Origin of the sequence: Kitasatospora herbaricolor (genome assembly GCF_030813695.1) — a bacterium.
In the GTDB taxonomy this organism is placed as follows: domain Bacteria; phylum Actinomycetota; class Actinomycetes; order Streptomycetales; family Streptomycetaceae; genus Kitasatospora; species Kitasatospora herbaricolor.
Map to the genome: position 1 here is coordinate 582,920 of NZ_JAUSVA010000002.1, position 20,525 is coordinate 603,444.

Sequence of the window (20,525 nt, forward strand, 5' to 3'; positions counted from 1 at the left end):
CTTCGCCGGTCGGTGGGTCGTACGGGACTGGGTCGTACGGAACTGCGGCGGTTCCCAACTGCGGCCGTTCGGAACTGCGGCCATTCGGAACTGCGGCCGTTCGGAATCTCGGGGCGTCCGTCGTCGGTGGGCGCCCGGAGGCGGGCGGAACAGGAAGTGGCGCGACCGGGCCCCGCCCACCGGTCGGTGGCCGGCCCAAGGAGTCGCTCGGGACGGCCGGCGTCCGCACGGGTCGACGCGGAATCCGGCGGTTTCCGGCCGGGTCGACGCACCGTCGCCGCTTCTCATCCCGTGCCGGGGAAGAGATTCGACGCAGGGCGAATGAATTCAAAACCCATATCTGGATGAACTCTTGATGGCAGCCGAAGGATCTCCACCGGTCTTTTCCGAGGAGCGAACGACTGACCCGGTCCACGGCATGCCGCCATTGGCGGTGCGGCTTTCCACTGGTTTCCCCCCGAGTGGCTGGTACACCTGAAGTGACGTACGCCGACCAGCCCCCTCACCGCCGGGTGAGGTGGGCATGTCGCATCAGTCAAGCGGAGTCCGGTCTTCTTTTCAAGGGGGCCACAAGCGCCACGGGCATATCCCGACCCGCCCCCGCCTCCCGCACGGGGCAGTGTTCATGCAGGTCAGAGGGGATATGACGGAGCAACGGAACTGACGGTACGTCACCGCTCAGATGCACCGTCCCGCAGGGGAGACCCCGGGACCACCGGGCCGCGGGCACCCGACGGAACACGGCCCGCGCACGAGGGGCGCACTCCGGCGCATTCCCGACCGCTCTTGAAATCCACCGGGCACAAAGGGTTGAATGTGCGTCCGGGGGCCGAGTCGGCCTCCACCTTCCCCGCCGGGCGGTGCCGCGCCAGGGCGATTCCACGGCGGTTGCTCGACGCCGGTGTCCCTCCGCGCTGCCTTCGAGGGCGAACAGGACCACGACTGTGCGCGGGGCGGAAATCGCCGGCGCCGATTCGCCTCCGGCCAGGGGATTGCGGCCCCGCCGAACTGCGGGCCGCCGCGTGTCCCCGTGCACCGGATCCAAGCCTGCCGACCACCTGCGAATCCTCCGCCGGAGCGGCAGCCGCACACGTACGAGCCGGCCGCCCGCCTCCACCCCAGCCGGCCGCTGCGGCTCCCTGCCGCCCGGCGCCGGGCCCTGCCCGGCCTCGGCCCGCTTTCGACCTAGGACGATGCATCGTGCTTCAGGACCGCGACCGATCCCCCTCCCCCGCACCGGCGCAGCGCACCGCCCCCCGTCCGCCCGGGCTCACCGACGCGCAGTTGGGCGTCTGGTACGGACAGCAGCTGGACCCGACGAACCGCGTCTACAACACGGGCGAGTACGCCGAGATCCACGGCCCGGTCGACAGCGGGATCTTCGAACGGGCCCTTCGCCGCACGATCGGCGAGGCGGACACCTTCGGTCTGCGCCTCACCGATACGCCACAGGGGCCGCAGGCCACGACGGCACCGGAGGCCGTCCTCGACCTGCGACTGGTGGACGTCGGTCCGCAACGCGATCCGCGCGCGGCCGCCCTGGCGTGGATGCGCGAGGATCTGCTGAACCCGGTCGAACTGACCGAGGGGCCGCTCTTCGGCTGCGCGCTCCTCAAGGCCGGACCGGACCACTGGTTCTGGTACCTGAGGGCCCATCACATCCTGCTCGACGGATACGCCTTCACCCTGGTCTTCCAGCGCCTCGCCACGGTCTACACCGCGCTGGCGAGCGGGCAGGAGCCGGCACCGAGCCCCTTCCCGCCGAGCCGCCTACTGGTCGAGGAGGAGAGCGCCTACCGCGCCTCGGCCCGTTTCGACCGGGACCGCGCCTACTGGACGGAGCGGTTCGCCGACGCCCCCGAGATCGCCACCCTCGCCGACGGCGCCGCGCCGCCTTCCGCGCCCTTCCTGCGCCGCACCACCGATCTGGACGGCCCGGCCGGCGAAAGGCTGACGGCCGCCGCCGCCCGCCTGGGTGGCGGGCGCGCCGACCTCTTCCTGGCGGCGGCGGCGGGGTACGTGCACCGGGCCACCGGCGCCCCGGACGTCGTGCTCGGCGTGACCACCATGAGCCGCCCCGGATCAGCGGCCCTGCGGGCTCCCGCCACGGTGTCGAACATCCTCCCGCTGCGGGTCGCGGTAGCACCCGGCGCCTCCGTCGCCGACCTGGTCCGCTCGACGGCGGCCGAACTGCGCGAGGTCCGCAGGCACCAGCAGTACCGTGGCGAGGACCTCCGCCGTGACCTCAAACTCCTGGGCAGCGGAAGGCCGTTGTACGGTCCGGTGCTCAACCTCGTGCCGTTCTCCCACGACCTGCGCTTCGGTGAGCACCCCGCCACCGCGGGCCACCTGACCGGCGGCGTGGTCGAGGACCTGACGATCACCGTCCGCCCGGGGCCGTCCGGTTCGGGGCTGCGGATCGACTTCGACGCCAATCCGGCGCTCTACACCGCGGCGGAACTGGCCGACCACCAGGAGCGCTTCCTCCTCCTGCTGGAGCGACTCGCCGACGCCCCGCCGGAGCTCGCACTCTCGGCGACCAGCCTGCTGAAGCCCGGTGAGCAGCCCGTCCCGTCCACCGACCGGCGGGTGCCGCCCCCCGCCGACGCCACCCTCTCCGCGCGTTTCGAGGCGCAGGCCGCGCGCACCCCCGAGGCCATCGCCGTCACCTGCGAAGGGACCGACCTCAGCTACCGGGAGCTGAACGCCCGCGCCAACCGGCTCGCCCGGCTGCTGACCGAGCGCGGCGCGGCCCCTGGCACGCTGGTGGCCCTCGCCCTGCCGCGCTCCGCCGAACTGGTCACCGCCCTGCTCGCGGTGCTCAAGTCCGGTGCCGGATACCTGCCGTTGGACCCGGGTTACCCGATGGAGCGGCTGCTGACCGTCTGCACCGACGCCGCCCCCGCCCTGCTGGTGACCGACTCCGGCACCGCTCCCCTGCGGGCGGCGGCCGGCATCCCCGCGGTCGTGCTGGACGACCCCGCCATCGGCCGTGACCTGGCCGCACGCTCCCCCGCCGACCTCGGCCCGGGGAGCGGCGCGGCCGCCCCGGAGGACATCGCCTACGTCATCCACACCTCGGGCTCCACCGGCCGCCCCAAGGGCGTGCAGATCCCGCACTCCAACGTGGTGCGGCTGTTCGAGACCTCCGCCGCACACTTCGCCTTCGGCCCCGAGGACGTCTGGACACTCTTCCACTCGTACGCCTTCGACTTCTCGGTCTGGGAGCTCTGGGGCGCGCTGCTGCACGGCGGCCGGCTCGTCGTGGTGCCGCAGGCCGTCACCCGCTCGCCCGCGGACCTCCTGGAACTGCTGCGCCGCGAACGGGTCACCGTGCTCAACCAGACCCCCTCCGCCTTCCAGCAGTTGATCCAGGCCGACGCGGAGGCCGACACCGGCGCCGAGCCGCTCGCCCTGCGCTACGTGGTGTTCGGCGGCGAGGCGCTGGAGCCCGCGCACCTGCGCCCCTGGACCGACCGGTACGGGGACGAGACGCCCGCCCTGGTCAACATGTACGGCATCACCGAGACCACCGTGCACGTCACCCACCACCGCGTCACCCGCGCGCTGGTCGAGGAGGGCGGCGGGCGCAGCGTGATCGGAACCCCGCTGCCGGACCTGCGGGTCCACCTGCTGGACGGGTACCTCCAACCGGTCCCGCCCGGCTGGACGGGCGAGATGTACGTGTCGGGCCCGGGCCTGGCCCGCGGCTACCTGAACCGGCCCGAGCTCACCGCCGAGCGCTTCCCCCAGGACCCGTTCGGCCCGCCCGGCGAACGGATGTACCGCACCGGCGACCTGGCCCGCCGGGCGGCCGACGGCACGCTGGAGTACGCGGGGCGCGCCGACCAGCAGGTGAAGATCCGCGGGTTCCGGATCGAACCCGGCGAGGTCGAGGCCGCCCTGCTGCGCCACCCCGGGGTCGTCCAGGCCGCCGTGGTCGCCCGTGAGGCGGCCGGCCGTACGGACCGGATGCTGGTCGCCTACGCCGTGGCGGGGCCGGGTTCCTCACCGGCGCCGGCCGAGCTCCGGTCCCACCTCGCCGGGCTGCTGCCGGAGTACATGGTGCCGGGTGCCTGCGTCCTGCTGCCCGCCCTGCCGCTGACGCCCAACGGCAAACTGGACGTCCGGACGCTGCCCGCCCCCGACTTCGCCGGGGCCGGCACCGGCAGCCGGGCCGGCGCCGGGGCCGCCGAGGCGCTGGTCTGCCGCCTGTACGAGGAAGTGCTGCAGTTGCCCGAGGGCACGGTCGGCGTCCACGACAGCTTCTTCGATCTCGGCGGCCACTCGCTGCTCGCCGGGCGGCTGCTGGCCGGACTGCGCGCGCGGACCGGCGTGGCGGTGCCGATGTCCGCGGTCTTCGGCACGCCGACCCCGGCCGGGATCGCCGCACGGCTGGACGGGCGACGCCCCGGCGCCCCGGCGGCCCGCCCCGCCCTGGTGGCGACCGAGCGCCCCGAACTGATCCCGCTCTCCTCCGCCCAGCAGAGCATGTGGTTCCTGAACCAGCTGGACCCGGCCTCGGCCACCTACAACATCCCCCTGGTCGTCCGGGTCGACCGGACGATCGACCCGGAGGCCCTGCGGGCGGCGCTCGCCGACCTCACCGACCGGCACGAGAGTCTGCGCACGGTGCTGCCGCAGCACGAGGGCTCCCCTTACCAGGAGATCCGGCCGCCGGGCACCGTACGCCCGACCCTGCAGGTGGTCGACTGCCCGGCCGGGGAGGTCGACGCCCACGTGGCCGCGGCCGAGCGGCACCCCTTCGACCTCACCCGTGACACCCCGCTGTGGGCGGGCCTGTACGGCGACCGCCCGGGCGCTCAGGTGCTGGTCCTGGTCCTGCACCACAGTGCCGCCGACGGCTGGTCGCTGCGCCCGCTGGCCGAGGACCTCTCCCTTGCGTACGCCGCCCGCTCGCACGGCCGCGCGCCACGCTGGGAGCGGCCGCTCGCCGTCCAGTACGCCGACTACGCCCTGTGGCAGCGCGCGCTGCTCGACGAACCGGCGGTCGACGACTCGCCTGTCCAGCAGGCGGGCGCGTTCTGGCGCACGGCGCTGGCCGGCCTGCCCGAGGAACTCCCGCTGCCGGTCGACCGGCCGCGCCCGGCGCAGCCCGCCGGGCGCGGCGGCGGCCTGGCCGTGGACGTCGACGGCGACCTGCACCGCGCCCTGCTGCGGCTGGCCGAGCGGTACGGCGTGAGCCTCTTCATGGTGCTGCAGGCCGCAGTCGCCGCCCTGCTCACCCGGTCCGGCGCCGGCACGGACATCCCGCTCGGCACCCCGGTGGCGGGGCGCGACGAGCCGGCGCTGGACGACCTGATCGGGCTGATCACCAACACCCTGGTGCTGCGCACCGACACCTCGGGGGATCCGGAATTCAGCGAACTCCTCGCCCGCGTGCGCGCGTTCGACCTGGCGGCGTTCGACCACCAGGAGCTGCCCTTCGACCGGCTCGTGGAGGACCTCAACCCGCCACGCTCCGCGGCCCGGCACCCGCTCTTCCAGGTGATGCTGGCACTGCAGAACAACGAAGCGGCCGTCCTGCGGCTCGGCTCCCAGCAGGCCGCCCTGACACCGAGTCCGACCGGGACGGCGAAGTTCGACCTCTTCGTGGACGTGCTGGAGCGCACCGGCGAGGACGGGTCCCCCGCCGGACTCGGCTGCCACATCGAATACCGCACCGATCTGTTCGACGCCGACACCGTAAGGGAGTTGGCCGATTCCCTGCACGCGCTGCTGACCGCCGTCGCCGCCGATCCCACGATCCGGATCAGCGCGCTGCCGGCGCCCGCCCGGCGGCCCGCCGGCGCCGGTGCGGCGGCCGTCGAGGCCTTCGACCCGGGGCCGCTGGAGCAGGCCGTGCTGGCCTGCCCGGACATCCGGGACTGCCTGGTGCTGCCGCCCGCCGAGGGGGAGGCGGGGCGGCCGACCGTGCTGGTGGTGCTCACCCGCACGGGCGCCGTGGAGCAGGCCGCGCAGGCGCTGCTGCGCACCGCACCGGACCCGGCCCGGGCCCCGCGGCTGGTGGCCGTAACCGACCTGCCGCGCACCGGGGACGGCCTGCCGGACACCGCGACCGCGCTGGACGGCCTGCCACGCATCGACGCGGATCCGGCCGCCCGCTGGCAGGCCGCGCTGGCCGCGCTGCCCGAGGTCGTGGCCGCCACCGTGGAACTGGAGGAGGAGACCGAGCCGCTCGGCCGCCGGCACACCGGCTCCGCCGTCCCGCGCCGCCCCGCGGCCGACGGCACGCCCGCGCCCGCCCCGGCCGGCGGCGTCCCCTCGATCAGCATCGGCCCCGCGCTGCCCGAACCGACCGTGGCGACCTGGGCCGAGGCCCTGCGCCGGGCCGCGAGCGGCGGCCCGCGGGCCGAGGCGGTGCACGTCCGGGCCGACGGCACCGAGGTGCGCCGCAGCTACGCGAGCCTGGCCGAGGAGGCCTCCCGGGTACTGGGCGGGCTGCGCCTGCGCGGCCTGCGCCCCGGCGACCGGGTGATCCTCCAGTGCGAGGACACCGAGGACTTCCTGGCCGCCCTGTGGGGCTGCGTCCTCGGCGGATTCGTGACCGTGCCGCTGACCGTGCCCGGCTCCTACCGCGCCGCGTCGGCCGCGGTGGCCAAACTGGAGGGCGTCTGGCGGATGCTCGACCGGCCGTGGGTCCTCACCTCCGCCGGGAGCGAGGCGGGGCTGCGCGAGCTGGCCGCGCGGCGGGACTGGCCGGGCCTGCGGCTGGCCACCGTGGACGCCCTGCGGGACGGGCCGCCCGACGGGGAGTGGCACCCGGCCCGGCCCGAGGACGACTTCCTGATGCTGCTCACCTCGGGCAGCACCGGCCTGCCGAAGGCCGTCCGGCTCGACCAGCGCAACGTGCTGGCCCGCACCGCGGCGGCGGTCGCGGTCAACGGGCTCACCGAGGACGACGTCTCGCTGAACTGGATCCCGCTGGACCACGTGACCGGCGTGGTGATGTTCCACCTGCGCGACCTCTACCTCGGCTGCCGCCAGGTCCACGCGCCCACCTCGTGGATTCTTCAGGACCCGCTGCGCTGGATGGACCTGGCGGACCGCCACCGGGTGAGCGTCACCTGGGCACCCAACTTCGCCTTCGGACTGCTCGGGGAGCACGCCCACCGGATGGCCGACCGCCGCTGGGACCTCTCCCCGATGCGCCTGGTGATGAACGCCGGGGAGGTGGTGGTGGCCGCCACCGCCCGCAGCTTCCTCACCTCCCTGGCTCCGTTCGGGATGCCGGGCACCGTGATGCACCCTGGCTGGGGGATGTCCGAGACCTGTTCGGTGGTCACCGACACCTCCTTGGCGGCCGCACCCGGCGCCGGCGAGGACGGCTTCGTCAGCTGCGGGCTGCCCTACCCCGGGTTCGCCATGCGGGTGGTGGACGAGCGGGAGCAGGTGGTGCCCGAAGGCACCGTCGGCCGGTTCCAGGTCCGCGGCGCCTCGGTGACCTCGGGCTACCACGACAACCCGGCTGCCAACGCCGCGTCCTTCACTGCCGAGGGCTGGTTCGAGACCGGGGACCTGGCTTTCCTGCGGGCCGGCGAGCTCCACATCACCGGCCGGGCCAAGGACGTCATCATCGTCAACGGCGTCAACCACTACAGCCACGAGATCGAGGCCTGCGTCGAGCAACTGCCCTTCGTGGTGCGTAGCTTCACCGCGGCCTGCGCGGTGCGCACCGACCCCGCGGCGGGCACCGACGAGCTGGCGCTGTTCGTCCGTCTGGAGCCCGGACAGGACGTCGCCCAGGCGCTGCGGGCCATCCGCGGCAAGGTCGGCCGGGAGATCGGCGTCAGCCCCGCCCACCTGCTGCCGGTACCCGGCGAGGCGATCCCCAAGACCGAGATCGGCAAGATCCAGCGCACCCAACTGCGCAGGCGCTTCGAGGCCGGCGAGTTCGACGAGATCGCCCGCCGCTCGGAGCTGCTGCTCGGCACCGCGGCCACCGTGCCCGACTGGTTCCTGCGCCCGGTGTGGCAGCGCGCCGAGCAGCAGCACCGGCCGGCGCCCCCGGCGCGGCACACCCTGGTGCTTGCGTGCTCCGACCCGCTCTCCGTGGAGACCGCCGATGCCCTCGCCGAACGGCTGCGACGCGGCGGTGGCCGGGCCACCGTGGCCGCCGCCGCGGAGGCCTTCGAGCGACTCGACGCCGCCCGCTACCACCTGCGGCCCGACGCGCCCGAGGACCACCGGCGCCTGCTGGCCGCCCTCGACCGCGACGACCGCCCGGTGGACGCGGTGGTCCACCTCGGCGCGCTGGGCACCGGTACGGCCGAGCCCGACTCCGTCGAGGCCCTGCTCTGCGCACAGCGCGACAGCGCCGACAGCCTGCTCTGCCTGGCCCAGGCACTGGCCGCGGCGCACCGGCCGGGGCAACGGCCGACGCTGCACCTGGTGACGGCGGACGCCCGGGACGTCCTGCCCGAGGACCGCCCCGGCTACGCCCACGCCGCCGCCGGCGGTCTGCTGCTGAGCCTGCGCCAGGAACTGCCCTGGCTGGCCGCCGCCTGCCTGGACCTCCCCGCCTCCGCACCGGACCGGATGGCCGAACTGATCCTCACCGAGACCTCCGCCCCGGTGGCGGACGCGGAGGTGGCCTACCGGGCCGGGGCACGCTACATCCGCCGGCTGGCCCCGCTGCCCGAGCCGGCGCCGCGCTCCGAACCGGCCGCCCCCGAGGGCTTCCTCCTGGTCAGCGGCGGGCTCGGCGAGCTGGGCGCCCGGATCGCCGGGCACCTGCTGAAGACGCCGGGCACCCGCCTCCTGCTGGTCGGCCGCACCGGCCTGCCGCCCGAGCGGTCCTGGGACGCCCCGGCGGCCCCGGGCGCCGCGGGCGACCGGCGGGTCGAGACCTACCGGGCACTGCGCGAGCAGGGCGACGTGCGGTACGAGGCGGCCGACATCACCGATCCGGCGCAGGTCCGCGCGGCCGTGGACAAGGCCGCCGCCGCCTGGTCCCTGCCGCTGGCGGGCGTCCTGCACCTGGCCGGCGAGTTCGACCAGGGCGCCGCCGCCGACCTCGACCTGACCCGCTGGCGGGCCGCACTCGCCGCGAAGATCACCGGCGGCTGGGTGCTGCACCGGCTGGCCACCGAGTACGCGGCGCCCTCGTTCCTCTCGTTCTCCTCCGTCAACGGCTTCTTCGGCGGCTCCATGAACGGCGCCTACGCCGCGGCCAACGCCTTCCTGGACGCCCTGGCGGTCCACCAGCGCCGCAACGGGACGGACGCCCGCAGCCTGGCCTGGAGCATGTGGGCCGAGATCGGCATGAGCCGCGGCTACGCCCTCAAGGCACTGACCGAGGCACGCGGCTACCGGGTGCTGGAGGAGGACGACGGGCTGCGCTCGTTCGACCTGGCGCGTTCGCTGCCCGGGCCGCACCTGCTGATCGGCGTGGACCGGCGCGCGGCCTGGGTGCGAGGGCACGTGCTCGACCGGGCGCGCCCGGTGCACCGGCTCGCGGGCCGGGTGGAGCTGCGCGAGGGCGCCGACATCTCGGCCGTCCAGCACGGCGCGGCCGAGGCCGCCCGCCTGGCCGGTGCGGCCGGGCACTGGGTGCTGCGCGCGGCCGGCTCGGCGCGAGCCGTCACGGCCGCCTCGCCGACGGGCGCGGGCGACGCCCGGCGCCGGGAGCTGGCGGACGCCCTGACCGCCGTCTGGTGCCGGGTGCTGGGCCGGGACGAGGTGGCACCGGAGATGAGCTTCTTCGACCTCGGCGGCACCTCGTTGCTGCTGGTGGCCGTCCAGACGGCGGTCAACCGGGAGCTGGGCTGCGACCTGAGCGTGCTCGACCTGTTCGAGCACCCCACGGTCGGGGCGCTGGCCCGGCACCTCGCCGCGCGCGGCGAGGCCGGCGAGGGCACCCGGCCGGAGGCCGCGGCGGACGCCGGCGAGGGCGGGGCGCCCGGGGACGCGCCGGGCGGCGCCCTGGCCCGGGCCCGGCAGCAGGCGCAGCGCCGACAGGCCGCACGGACCCGTACCACCCGAGCGAGGACGAGGACCGAGAACGATGGATGAGACCGACCCGGGCCGCTACGGGCCCGACAGCGGTTACGAGCCCGACAGCGCCGTCGCCGTGGTCGCCATGGCGGCCCGGCTGCCGGGTGCCGACACGGTGGAGGAGTTCTGGGAGAACCTGGTGGCCGGCCGGGACGCCGTCCGCCCCGTGACCGACGAGGAGTTCCTCGCCGCCGGCGGTGACCCGGCCGACCTGAGCGACCCCCAGCTGGTCCGGATGGCCTCGGTGGTGGAGGGCATCGACCGGTTCGACGCCGCGTTCTTCGGCTGGAGCCCGGCCGACGCGGCCCTGGTCGACCCCCAGCAGCGGCTGATGCTGGAGTGCGCGTACCACGCGCTCGAGGAGGCCGGCTACGCGGGCGGGCACCCCGGCCTGACCGTCGGGGTCTTCGCCGGCGCGGGCGACAGCCGGTACTACCCCGCGCACGTCCACCCCCGGTTCGCCGGCCGGCCCGGCTCGGTGGCGCTGGTCCATGCCGCGACGGCCAACTCGCTGGGCACACTGGCCACCCGGATCTCCTACGAGCTCGACCTGACCGGCCCGAGCGTGTCGCTGCAGACGGCCTGCTCGACCGGGCTCGTGGCGATCCACACCGGCTGCCAGGCACTGCTGGACCACTCCTGCGACCTGGCACTGGCGGCGGCGGCCTCGCTGAACCCGTCGGCGATGCTCGGCTACCACTACCTCCCGGACGGCCCGTTCTCCCCCGACGGCCGCTGCCGCCCCTTCGATGCGCAGGCCGCCGGGACGTCCTCGGGCGACGGCGTCGGCGTCGTCGTCCTCAAGCGGCTGGCGGACGCGCTGGCCGACGGGGACCGGATCAGGGCCGTGATCCGGGGCTCGGCCGTGAACAACGACGGCCACCGCAAGGTGGGGTTCACCGCGCCGAGCACCGAGGGCCAGCTGGAGGCGATCCTGGCGGCCCAGGCCATGGCCGACGTGACGGCCGAGTCGATCGGGTACGTGGAGGCGCACGGCACCGCGACCCGGATCGGCGACCCGATCGAGGTGACAGCGCTGACCCGGGCGTTCCGGGAGAGCACCGACCGCCGGCAGTTCTGCGCCCTCGGGTCGGTCAAGAGCAACATCGGCCACCTCGGCGCCGCCGCCGGCATGGCCGGCTTCGTCAAGGCCGTCCTCGCCCTGGAGCACCGCACGATCCCGCCGAACCTGCACTTCGACGCGCCCAACCCGCTGATCGACTTCGCCGCGAGCCCGTTCCGGGTGCCGACCGCCGCCGAGGAGTGGCCGCGCGGCGCCGAGCCGCGGCGGGCCGCCGTCAGCGCCTTCGGCGTCGGCGGCACCAACGCGCACGTCATCCTGGAGGAGGCCCCGGCCGCGCCGGCCCCGCGGCCGACCGCACCCGGACCCGAGCCGCGCTGGCGGGTGCTCCCGCTCTCCGCCCGTACCCCGGGCGCCCTGGTCGGCCAGGCGGCGCTCCTCGCCCGGCACCTGGACGACCGCCCCGGCACCGAACTCGCCGACGTGGCCCACACCCTGTACGCCGAGCGGCCCGCCATGCCGTACCGGACCGCGGTGGTCGCCGCCACCACCGCGGACGCCGCCGCCCAGCTGCGCCGGCCGCCGGTCCCGCTCCCGCCGGCGCGCCCGGGCGCGGCCCCGGCGGTCGCCTTCCTGCTGCCCGGCGGCGGCACCCAGTACGTCGGCATGGGCGCGCAGCTGTACCGGGACTTCCCCGACTACCGGGACGCGGTCGACACTTGTGCCCGGATCCTGCGTCCCGTCCTCGGGCGCGACCTGCGCACCGCCCTGTACGAGCACACCGAACCCGGCAGCGCGGAGGCCTTCATCTCGCTGGTGGTCACCGAGTACGCGCTGGCCACCCTGATGTCCGCCCGCGGGGTGCGGCCGGACGCCCTCCTCGGCCACTCCCTCGGGGAGTACACCGCCGCCTGCCTGGCCGGGGTGCTGCCGCTGGAGGAGATGCTGCCGCTGGTGGCCGAGCGGATCCGGCTGATCGCCTCCGCCGGCGGAGCGACCGTCAGCGTCGAACTGGGCGAGGCCGAACTGCGCGGGCACCTCGGCCCGGAGCTGTCGCTCGCCGCCGTGAACGGCCCCGCCGCGTGCACCGTCGCCGGGCGGGAGGAGGCGGTGGCCGCGCTGGAGCGCCGGCTGGCCGCCGGCGGCGTGCCCCACCGGCGGCTGCGGATGCCGGCCGCCGCCCACTCGCACGTGCTGGACCCGGTCCTCGGCGGCTTCGCGGACGCGCTGCGCGGCGTCACGCTGTGCCCGCCCCGGATCCCGTACGTCACCAACGTCACCGGTGACTGGGTGACGGACGAGCAGGCGTGCTCACCCCAGCACTGGCTCGACCACACCCGGCACACCGTCCGGTTCGCCGACGGGATCGCCCGACTGTGGGAGCGCGACGCACCGCTGCTGGTGGAGATCGGCCCCGGCGACGTCCTGGCGAAGCTGGCCCGCGTCGCGCTGCCCGGCACGCCGCCGACCACGGTGGCGACGATGCGTCACGCCCGGGCGGAGCGGCCCGACACCCAGGTGCTGACCGAGGCCCTGGCCCGGCTGTGGACCGCCGGGGTGCCCGTCGACCTGGCCGCCCCGGCCGGCGCCGGCCCGGCCGGCCGCCGCACCGCCCTGCCCGGATACGCCTTCGACCGCCGCCGGCACTGGATCGACGCGCCCGCGGCGACTCCGCCGGCCGCCGAGGAGGAGACGGAGGGCGAGAACGCACGGCCCGCGCCGGCCGGCGCGCCGGCCGCGCGGCCGCACCTGGCCACCGCCTACGCCGGCCCGCGTACCGAGCGCGAACGGGCGGTTGTGGGGCAGTGGCAGGAAGCCCTGGGCATCGACCCGATCGGCATCCACGACAACTTCTTCGACCTGGGCGGCGACTCGATGCGCGCGGTGGTGCTGTGCGCCGGGCTGCGCCGCAGCGGCGTGCTGCAGGTGGCGCCCGCGGCCGTGCTCGCCGCCCCCACCGTCGCGGGCCTGCTGGAGCGGGCCGACCGCGGGGGCGCCGGCCCCGACGCCTTCGCCCCGTTGCTCGCGCTGCGCGCGGCGGGCGGGCGCCGGCCGCTGTTCTGCGTGCACCCCGGCGGCGGCGTCGCCTGGCGCTACTCGGGCCTGCCCGCACTCCTCGACCCCGCACAACCGGTCTACGGCATCCAGGCGTTCGGCCTGGACGGCGCCCGGCCGGTGGCCGCGGACGCCAAGGACATGGTCGAGTCCTACCTCGCCCTGCTGCGCGAGGTGCAGCCGCAGGGCCCCTACCGCCTGCTGGGCTGGTCCTACGGCGGCATGGTGGCCCACCGGATGGCCACCGCCCTGCAGCGCGAGGGCGAGCGGGTCGAGCTGCTGGCGATGCTGGACGCCCCGCCGGCGGACCCCCGTCCGCTCGACCCGGCCGTGGTGGAGGCGCAGGTGGCGGCCCTGCTGGCCCGGGTCGCCGGCCTGGCCGTCCCGGCGGGCGAGCCGGGCCAGGACGTGACCCGGGTGCTGGAGCTGCTCGACGAGGCGGCCCGGCGCGGTGCCCCGGGGCCCGTGACGCCGGCCGAGGCCGCCTCGATCGCCCGGGTCATGCGCAACAGCCTGCTGATCTCCCCGGGGTTCAACCCCGAGGTCTTCCACGGCGACGTCCTGTTCTTCAGCGCCGACGGCGATCCGGACGGTGCCGGCGGCCCGGCGGACACGCCGGGGAAGGCCGACGCCTGGCGCCCCTATGTCGGCGGCACCCTTCATGACCACACCGTCGACTGCGGCCACTACGGGATGACGGAGCCCGCTCCACTGGCCCGGATCGCCGCGGTCGTGGCCGCCGCCCTGGACCCGGTGGCCGGCTGACCCGGCGCCGCGCACCCCTTTGATCCCCCGTTTTTGATGCCCCGTTCCTCCCCCGTACCGTCAGGAGCCCGAAGTGACCAAGGACCTCTACGAACTCGGCACCGCGCCGCCGCTGGGCGAGGCCCCGGCCCGGATGTACGCCTCACTGATCCGGCCCGAGCGCTACGGCCGCCCGGCCGACGCCTTCCGCACCGAGGTGGTCGACGTGCCGCCGGTGGGTCCCGGGCAGGTGCTGCTGAAGGTGATGGCGGCCGGTGTCAACTACAACAACGTCTGGGCCGCCCTCGGCGAGCCGCTGGACGTGGTCGCCGCGCGGCGGCGCCGGGGCGCCGTGGAGGACTTCCACATCGGCGGCTCGGACGCCTCCGGCGTCGTCTGGGCCGTCGGCGAGGGGGTGACCCAGCTCAAGCTGGGCGACGAGGTGGTGATCCTGGCCAACCAGTGGGACGAGGGCGCGGCGGACATCCGGCTGGGCGCCGACCCCACCACCTCCACCTCGCAGAAGGTCTTCGGCTACGAGGAGAACTTCGGGTCCTTCGCCCAGTTCACCGTGGTCGAGGAGTACCAGTGCTTCCCCAAGCCGAAGCGGCTGTCCTGGGCGGCGGCCGCCTGCTACATGGCGACCGCGGCCACCGCCTACCGCCAGCTGTTCGGCTGGGAGCCTCACACCGTGCGGCCGGGCGACCCGGTCCTGGTCTGGGGCGGCGCCGGCGGGGTGGGCTGCATCGCGATCCAGCTGGTCCGCTGGGCGGGCGGGATCCCGGTCGCCGTGGTCTCCAGCGACGAGCGCGGCAAGTACTGCATGGAACTGGGTGCGGAGGGCTACATCAACCGCCGGGACTTCGGCCACTGGGGCAGGCTGCCCGCCACCTCGGACGAGGAGGCGATGGCCCGCTGGACGAGCGGGGTGCGGGCGTTCGGGCGGCGGTTCTGGGAGGTTCTCGGCGAGCGCCGGGCCCCGCGGATCGTCCTGGAGCACTCGGGTGAGGACACCGTCCCCACCTCGATGTACCTGTGCGACAACGCGGGCATGGTGGTGATCTGCGGCGGCACCACCGGCTACAACGGCGACGTGGACCTGCGCTTCCTGTGGATGCGCCAGAAGCGCCTGCAGGGCTCGCACACGGCCAACTCCCGCCAGGCCCACGAGGTCACCCGGCTGATCGCGCAGGGTGTCGTCGACCCCTGCCTGTCGCTGACGGTCGGCTTCGAGGAGATCGGCCGGGCCCACCAGCTGCTGCACGACAACCGCCACCCGGCGGGGAACATGGCCGTCCTGGTCAACGCGACCGCGTAACCGGGCACCGGGCCGCGCCGCGCCGCCCCGATCGGGGTGGGCGGCGCGGCCCCCACGTCCCCGGCCGCACCACGCCGACGAGGGGGCGGGCCGGGCCGTCAGACAGCCACGGCGGCCGTCCAGCTGAGCACCCCCGGGCCGACCCGGTGGACCGCCACCGCCAGCACGCGGTGCGGCGACCGCCGCGGCCAGCTGCGGAATCCGCCGGGCACCGGGAGGAGCGCGACGCCTGCCACGCCGGCGGGCGCCTCGGACACCGGGAGCAGCGCACCGAACGCCTTGAACGCCGCCTCCTTCGCCGAGAAGGCCACCAGCAGCCGGCGCTCGCACTCGGCGGGACCGGCCGCCCGAAGCATCCAGTCCTGCTCGTCCCTGCTCAGCACCAGATGCGCGGCCGCCGCCGGCAGACCGCGGAACTCCAGGTCGCACCCCACCGCGGGGCGGTTCCCCGTGCGGGCGACCACGGCGACGGCCAGTCCGCCGCTGTGGCTGATCGAGCCGGCGCAGCCCGGCGGGAACACCGGCCGGCGTCCCGCGGCCGGAATCTCCCGCACCGGGAGCCCGGCGGCGGCCAGCGCCCGGCGCGCCGCGCGACGCCCGGCCAGGAAGTCCAGCCGCCGGCCCGGCTGCATCAACGCCGCCAGCCGTTCCTCCCCGGGGCCGCCCGGAGCCGCCGTCGGCTCCCCGGCGGCGACCCCCAGCCACAGTCCCCGGGCCGCGAGGACGGGGCGCAGCGCGAGCAGCCGCCGCTCGGCGGCCGCCCGGTCCCGGGGGCTCAGCACCGCTCGCGCAGCAGCCTCTTGAGAGCCTTGCCCGCGGGGTTGCGCGGCACCTCGTCGATGAACTCGATCCGCCGGGGGCGCTTGTACGGGGCGAGGCGCTCGGCGAGGTGGGCCAGCAGGCCGGCGGCGTCGACGCCGTCGCCGGCCACCACGAAGGCCAGCGGGACCTCGCCGTAGTCGGGGTCGGGCACGCCGACCACCGCCGCGTCCTGAACGGCCGGATGGGCTCGCAGGGCCCGCTCGACCTCGGTGGGGTAGACGTTCTGGCCGGCCCGGATGATCAGGTCCTTGCTGCGGTCGACCAGGTGGATCCGGCCCTCGCCGTCGACGAGGCCGAGGTCACCGGTCCGGATCCAGCCGCCCTCCGTCGTGATCTCGGCGGTGGCCGCCGGATCCTCCCAGTAGCCGTGCATGACGCCCGGGCCGCGTACGCAGACCTCCGCGACGGTGCCCGGCTCCACCTCCCGGCCGTGCGCGTCCAGCACCCGCACCGACATCCCCGGGATGACCCGACCGGCCGGGATCAGCTCGGGCCGGCTCTCCGGCGCCGGATGCTCCTCCGGTCCGAGGGTGACGAACGGTCCCCCGACCTCGGTCATCCCGTAGACCTGCCGGAACCCGCATCCGAGCCGCTCGGCGGCCTCCGCGTAGATGTCGACGGGCATCGGCGCGGCGCCGTACAGCACCTCGTGCAGGGTCGACAGGTCGGTGCTCTCCAGTGCCTTGGACCGGAGCATGAAGCGCAGCATCTGCGGGACCAGCCACACGTGCGTGGCGCGGTTGGTCTCGATCGCGGCCAGTGCGCTCTGCGGCTTGAAGCCGGGGATCAGCACCACGGTGGCCCCGGCGGCCAGGTAGGTCAGGGACACGACCATGCTGCCGTGGAACAGCGGGCAGCAGTTGACCAGCGTCATGTCCTCGGTGGGCCGGGCCACCGCGAGCCAGCCGAGGGCGATCGAGCGGAACGAGCGCTGGTCGACGGTCACGCCCTTGGCCCGGCCGGTGGTCGCCGAGGTGTGCAGGATCGCCACCGGCGCGTCGTCCGGGACGTCCGGCAGGACGCGGTCGTCGCCCTCGCCCAGCGTCGCGAACTCCTCGCTCTCCATGGCGAGGCGCAACGCCACCGGCAGGTCGGGGTGCCGGGCGAGCAGGGCGGTCTCGCCGATCAGCGCGACCGGGCCGGTCCGCTCGACGACACCGGCCACCTCGACCGGGGTCAGGCCGTGGTTGAGCGGCACGAAGACCGCGCCGAGCCGGGCCAGCGCGAAGTAGACCTCCAGAACCTCGATCCGGTCCAGTGCGAGCAGCGCGACGCGGTCGCCCGGCCGGATGCCGAGGCCGGCCAGCCCGCGGGCGAGCGCCGTCGTCCGCTCCTCGAAGGCGCGCCAGGTGACGGAGCGGCGCTCGTCCACCAGGGCCGTCCGGTCGGGGAAGCACTGGCTGTTGCGTTCCACCAGCTGGGTCAGCCACATCAGGCGGCGCCCGGGTTCGGAAGGGCTGCACTGCGGGCGGCGACGAACCGCTCGTAGTCCGCGAGGGTGACCAGCCCGTCCACGTCCTCGGCGGTGACCTCGGTGCCGGTGCGCTGCTCGATCAGCAGGACCAGGCGCACCAGGTCGCCCGAATCGATGCCGCTGGCGCTGAGGTCGGTGTCGTCGCCGATGCCCTCGGCGAATTCCCGCAGGCCGGTCAACTCGACGAGCATCTCCCTGATCGTGCTCATTGCTGTTCCTCTCGGTGCGTCGGCGCGGAGCGGCGGACGTGCGCCGCGGACCTCCGGTCGCCGGGGCCGCGTCCTGGTTCCCGGGTGCGTCCGGCTTTCATGAATACAGAGGAGCCGACAGCGCTTCTCCATCCCTGGCGCACGCGAGTTCCTCGTCACACCCCCGGTTGTCGGCCCGAGGGATTGCCCGCCCGTCGGAAGGACTCTTATCCATCGGAGGCACTGCCCGCCCGGCAGCAGACCGCAGAGGAGTGATCAAGGTGCTCGCAGAGCCCGCACCCGCCGGCACGGCGCAGCCGCCCGACGCGGCTCACGTCACCGAGGCCTTCGAGGCGCTCCTCGCCGACGGGGAACGGATCGAGCCCCGGGACGCGGTGCCCGACGGCTACCGGCGGATGCTGGTGCGGCAGATCGCCCAGCACGCGCACTCGGAGATCATCGGCATGCAGCCTGAGGCCGCCTGGCTCACCCGGGCACCCACCCTGGCCCGCAAGGCCTCCCTGCTGGCCAAGGTGCAGGACGAGGCCGGCCACGGCCTCTACCTCTACTCGGCGGCGGAGACCCTGGGCGTGTCCCGCGCGGAGCTGCTCGACGCCCTGCACAGCGGTCACCAGCGCTACTCGGCCACGTTCAACCACCCGGCCCTGACCTGGGCCGACACCGGCGCGATCGCCTGGCTGACGGACGGCGCGGCGGTGGTGAACCAGGTCCCGCTCTGCCGGACCTCCTACGGGCCGTACGCCCGCGCCATGCGACGGGTCTGCCAGGAGGAGGCGTTCCACGTACGCCAGGGCTACGACGTGCTGTGGGCGCTCTGCCGCGGCACGCCGGAGCAGCGTGAGATGGCCCAGGACGCCGTGACGCGCTGGTGGCTGCCGGCCGTGGCACTGATGTTCGGCCCGCCGGACACGGTGGCGGGCGGCGCGGACGAACGCGCCGCGGCGATGGGCGCGGCGCTGACCCGCCGGTCGATCGCCTGGGGCGTCAAACAGCACACCAACGACGAGCTGCGCCAGCGGTTCGTCGACAACTGCGTGCCACAGGCGGAACGGCTCGGCGTGCGACTGCCCGATCCGGCGATCCGGTGGAACGAGGAACGCGGCCACTACGACTTCAGCCCGATCGAGTGGCGGCAGTTCCGGGACGTCCTCGCGGACGGCTCGCACTGCGCCCGCCGCCGACTGGCCCACCGGGTGGCGGCGCACCAGGACGGCGCCTGGGTGCGCGAGGCGGTGGACGCCTACGCGGCGGGACGGGACGGGGAGGAGCGGTGAGTATGCGCGGGCGAACCGAGCGGACGCGGACGCCGTGGGAGGTGTTCGTCCGGCCCAGCCGGGGCCTGTCCCACCAACACGTGGGTTCGGTGCACGGCGCGGACGCGGACATGGCCCTGGCCAACGCCCGTGACCTGTACACCCGCAGGGGCGAACCGGTGTCCGTCTGGGTGGTGCGCTCGGATGCCGTCCGAGCCTCCTCGCCGGGTGAGAAGGACCCGTTCTTCAGCAACGCGGCCGACCGCCCCTACCGCTACCCCGAGTACTACGTGCCACTGAACGAACAGGACGGCCATGACGGTTGACGATCCGGGGCGGGCGGCCCAGGACCTCGCCGGGTACCTGCTGGGCCTGGGCGACGACGCACTGGTACTCAGCCAGCGGCTCTGTGAGTGGGTGACCAGGGCGCCCACCATCGAGGAGGACCTCGCCCTCTCCAACATCGCCCTGGACCTGCTGGGCCACGCGCGGCTGCTGCTCGGGCACGCCGGGGTGCTGGACGGCACCGGCCGGTCCGAGGACGACCTCGCGTACGGGCGCACCGAGCGCCGGTTCCGCAACACCCTGCTGGTGGAGCTCCCCCGCGGGGACTTCGCGGTGACCGTCGTACGGCAACTGGCATACAGCCACTACGCCCGGCTGCTGTACGGCGCGCTGGAGCACTCGACCGACCCTGTGGTGGCGGCCTTCGCCGCCCGGGCGGTCAAGGAGGTCGAGTACCACCGGATGCACGCGACGCAGTGGACGGTGCGACTCGGCCGCGGTACCGCCGAGAGCCGCCGCCGGATGCAGGCCGGGCTCGACCGGCTCTGGCCCTACGCGGCCGAGCTGTTCGAGAGCGACGAGCCGGCGCGGCGGCTGCACGCGGCGGGGAGCGCGGTCGCGCCGGACGGGCTGCGCCCGGCGTGGGACGAGGAGGTGGCCGCCGTCCTGGCGGAGGCGGAGCTGACCGTCCCCACTGCGGACTGGCGGGCCACCGGCGGCCGGGCCGGCCTGCACACCGAGGAGTTCGGGCCGCTGCTGGCCGAGTTGCAGTCGGTCCACCGCCAGTATCCGGGAGCGTCCTGGTGAGCGCGGCCGAGAGCCGGCCCCAGCCGCCCCGGCTGGCCGCCGACCTGGTCCGGGCCCGGGTGGCCGCCGTCCCCGATCCGGAACTGCCGGTGGTGACGCTGGCCGAACTGGGGGTGATCAGGTCCGTCGGCCTCGCGCCCGACGGCCTGCTGGAGGTCGTCGTCACCCCGACCTACCTGGGCTGTCCGGCGATGCCGGTGATCGAGGCCGGCATCCGGGCGGTACTGGCGGCCTGCGGCCACGCCGACGGGCGGGTCAGGCAGGTGCTCGCGCCGCCGTGGAGCACCGATCGGATCTCCTCCGAGGGCCGCCGCAAGCTCGCGGAGCACGGCATCGCACCGCCGGGAGCGGTGGACGCGCCGGTGGCGGTCCGCCTCGGCCTCGGTGCGCGCTGCCCGCACTGCGGCTCCATGACGACCCGCCCGCAGAGCGCCTTCGGGGCGACCCGGTGCCAGGCGATCGTGTTCTGCACCGCCTGCCGGGAGACCTTCGCCCACCTGAAAGCGATGTGACGGCCAGC

Annotated in this window: 10 protein-coding genes; 7 read left to right on the plus strand and 3 right to left on the minus strand. The window is 75.1% G+C overall.

Going from position 1 to position 20,525, the window contains the following annotated elements; all coding sequences use genetic code 11:
• Positions 1-1,200 precede the first annotated feature (1,200 nt).
• From J2S46_RS03015 to ccrA, 3 genes are all read left to right on the plus strand, one after another.
• Positions 1,201-10,035: a non-ribosomal peptide synthetase gene (locus J2S46_RS03015; RefSeq protein WP_191291381.1), complete on the plus strand. Its 8,835-nt coding sequence runs from the start codon at positions 1,201-1,203 to the stop codon at positions 10,033-10,035.
• The gene (locus tag J2S46_RS03020; RefSeq protein WP_191291380.1) at positions 10,028-13,858 is read left to right on the plus strand and encodes a type I polyketide synthase; all 3,831 of its coding nucleotides are present in this window, start codon (positions 10,028-10,030) and stop codon (positions 13,856-13,858) included. Before J2S46_RS03015 ends, J2S46_RS03020 begins: the two co-directional genes overlap by 8 nt.
• 133 nt (positions 13,859-13,991) lie before the next feature.
• Positions 13,992-15,155: a crotonyl-CoA carboxylase/reductase gene (gene ccrA, locus J2S46_RS03025; RefSeq protein WP_191291488.1), complete on the plus strand. Its 1,164-nt coding sequence runs from the start codon at positions 13,992-13,994 to the stop codon at positions 15,153-15,155.
• Positions 15,156-15,253: 98 nt separating this feature from the next.
• Here ccrA and J2S46_RS03030 read toward each other — a convergent pair whose 3' ends face one another.
• Genes J2S46_RS03030 through J2S46_RS03040 form a run of 3 tightly spaced genes read right to left on the minus strand, consistent with a single transcriptional unit; the run spans position 15,254 to position 17,660 of the window.
• The gene (locus tag J2S46_RS03030; protein WP_229912924.1) at positions 15,254-15,937 is read right to left on the minus strand and encodes a 4'-phosphopantetheinyl transferase superfamily protein; all 684 of its coding nucleotides are present in this window, start codon (positions 15,935-15,937) and stop codon (positions 15,254-15,256) included.
• Complete coding sequence (locus tag J2S46_RS03035; protein ID WP_191291379.1) at positions 15,931-17,409, minus strand: class I adenylate-forming enzyme family protein; 1,479 nt, start codon at positions 17,407-17,409, stop codon at positions 15,931-15,933. Before J2S46_RS03035 ends, J2S46_RS03030 begins: the two co-directional genes overlap by 7 nt.
• Complete coding sequence (locus J2S46_RS03040; protein WP_191291378.1) at positions 17,409-17,660, minus strand: acyl carrier protein; 252 nt, start codon at positions 17,658-17,660, stop codon at positions 17,409-17,411. The genes J2S46_RS03035 and J2S46_RS03040 overlap by 1 nt, the downstream gene beginning before the upstream one ends.
• Before the next feature lie 260 nt (positions 17,661-17,920).
• Between J2S46_RS03040 and paaA the strand changes: the two genes are divergently transcribed.
• From paaA to paaD, 4 genes are read left to right on the plus strand one after another with little or no spacing between them, the layout of a single operon-like run.
• Positions 17,921-18,934, plus strand: a complete 1,014-nt coding sequence (gene paaA / locus J2S46_RS03045) for a 1,2-phenylacetyl-CoA epoxidase subunit PaaA (RefSeq protein ID WP_191291377.1) — start codon at positions 17,921-17,923, stop codon at positions 18,932-18,934.
• A gap of 2 nt (positions 18,935-18,936) precedes the next feature.
• A complete protein-coding gene (paaB, locus tag J2S46_RS03050; RefSeq protein ID WP_191291376.1) occupies positions 18,937-19,239 on the plus strand; it encodes a 1,2-phenylacetyl-CoA epoxidase subunit PaaB in 303 nt (100 codons plus the stop codon).
• Complete coding sequence (paaC, locus tag J2S46_RS03055; RefSeq protein ID WP_191291375.1) at positions 19,229-20,005, plus strand: 1,2-phenylacetyl-CoA epoxidase subunit PaaC; 777 nt, start codon at positions 19,229-19,231, stop codon at positions 20,003-20,005. The genes paaB and paaC overlap by 11 nt, the downstream gene beginning before the upstream one ends.
• Entirely contained in the window at positions 20,002-20,517 is a 516-nt protein-coding gene (gene paaD / locus J2S46_RS03060) for a 1,2-phenylacetyl-CoA epoxidase subunit PaaD (protein WP_229912923.1), read from the plus strand. The genes paaC and paaD overlap by 4 nt, the downstream gene beginning before the upstream one ends.
• The last annotated feature ends 8 nt before the right edge of the window (positions 20,518-20,525 follow it).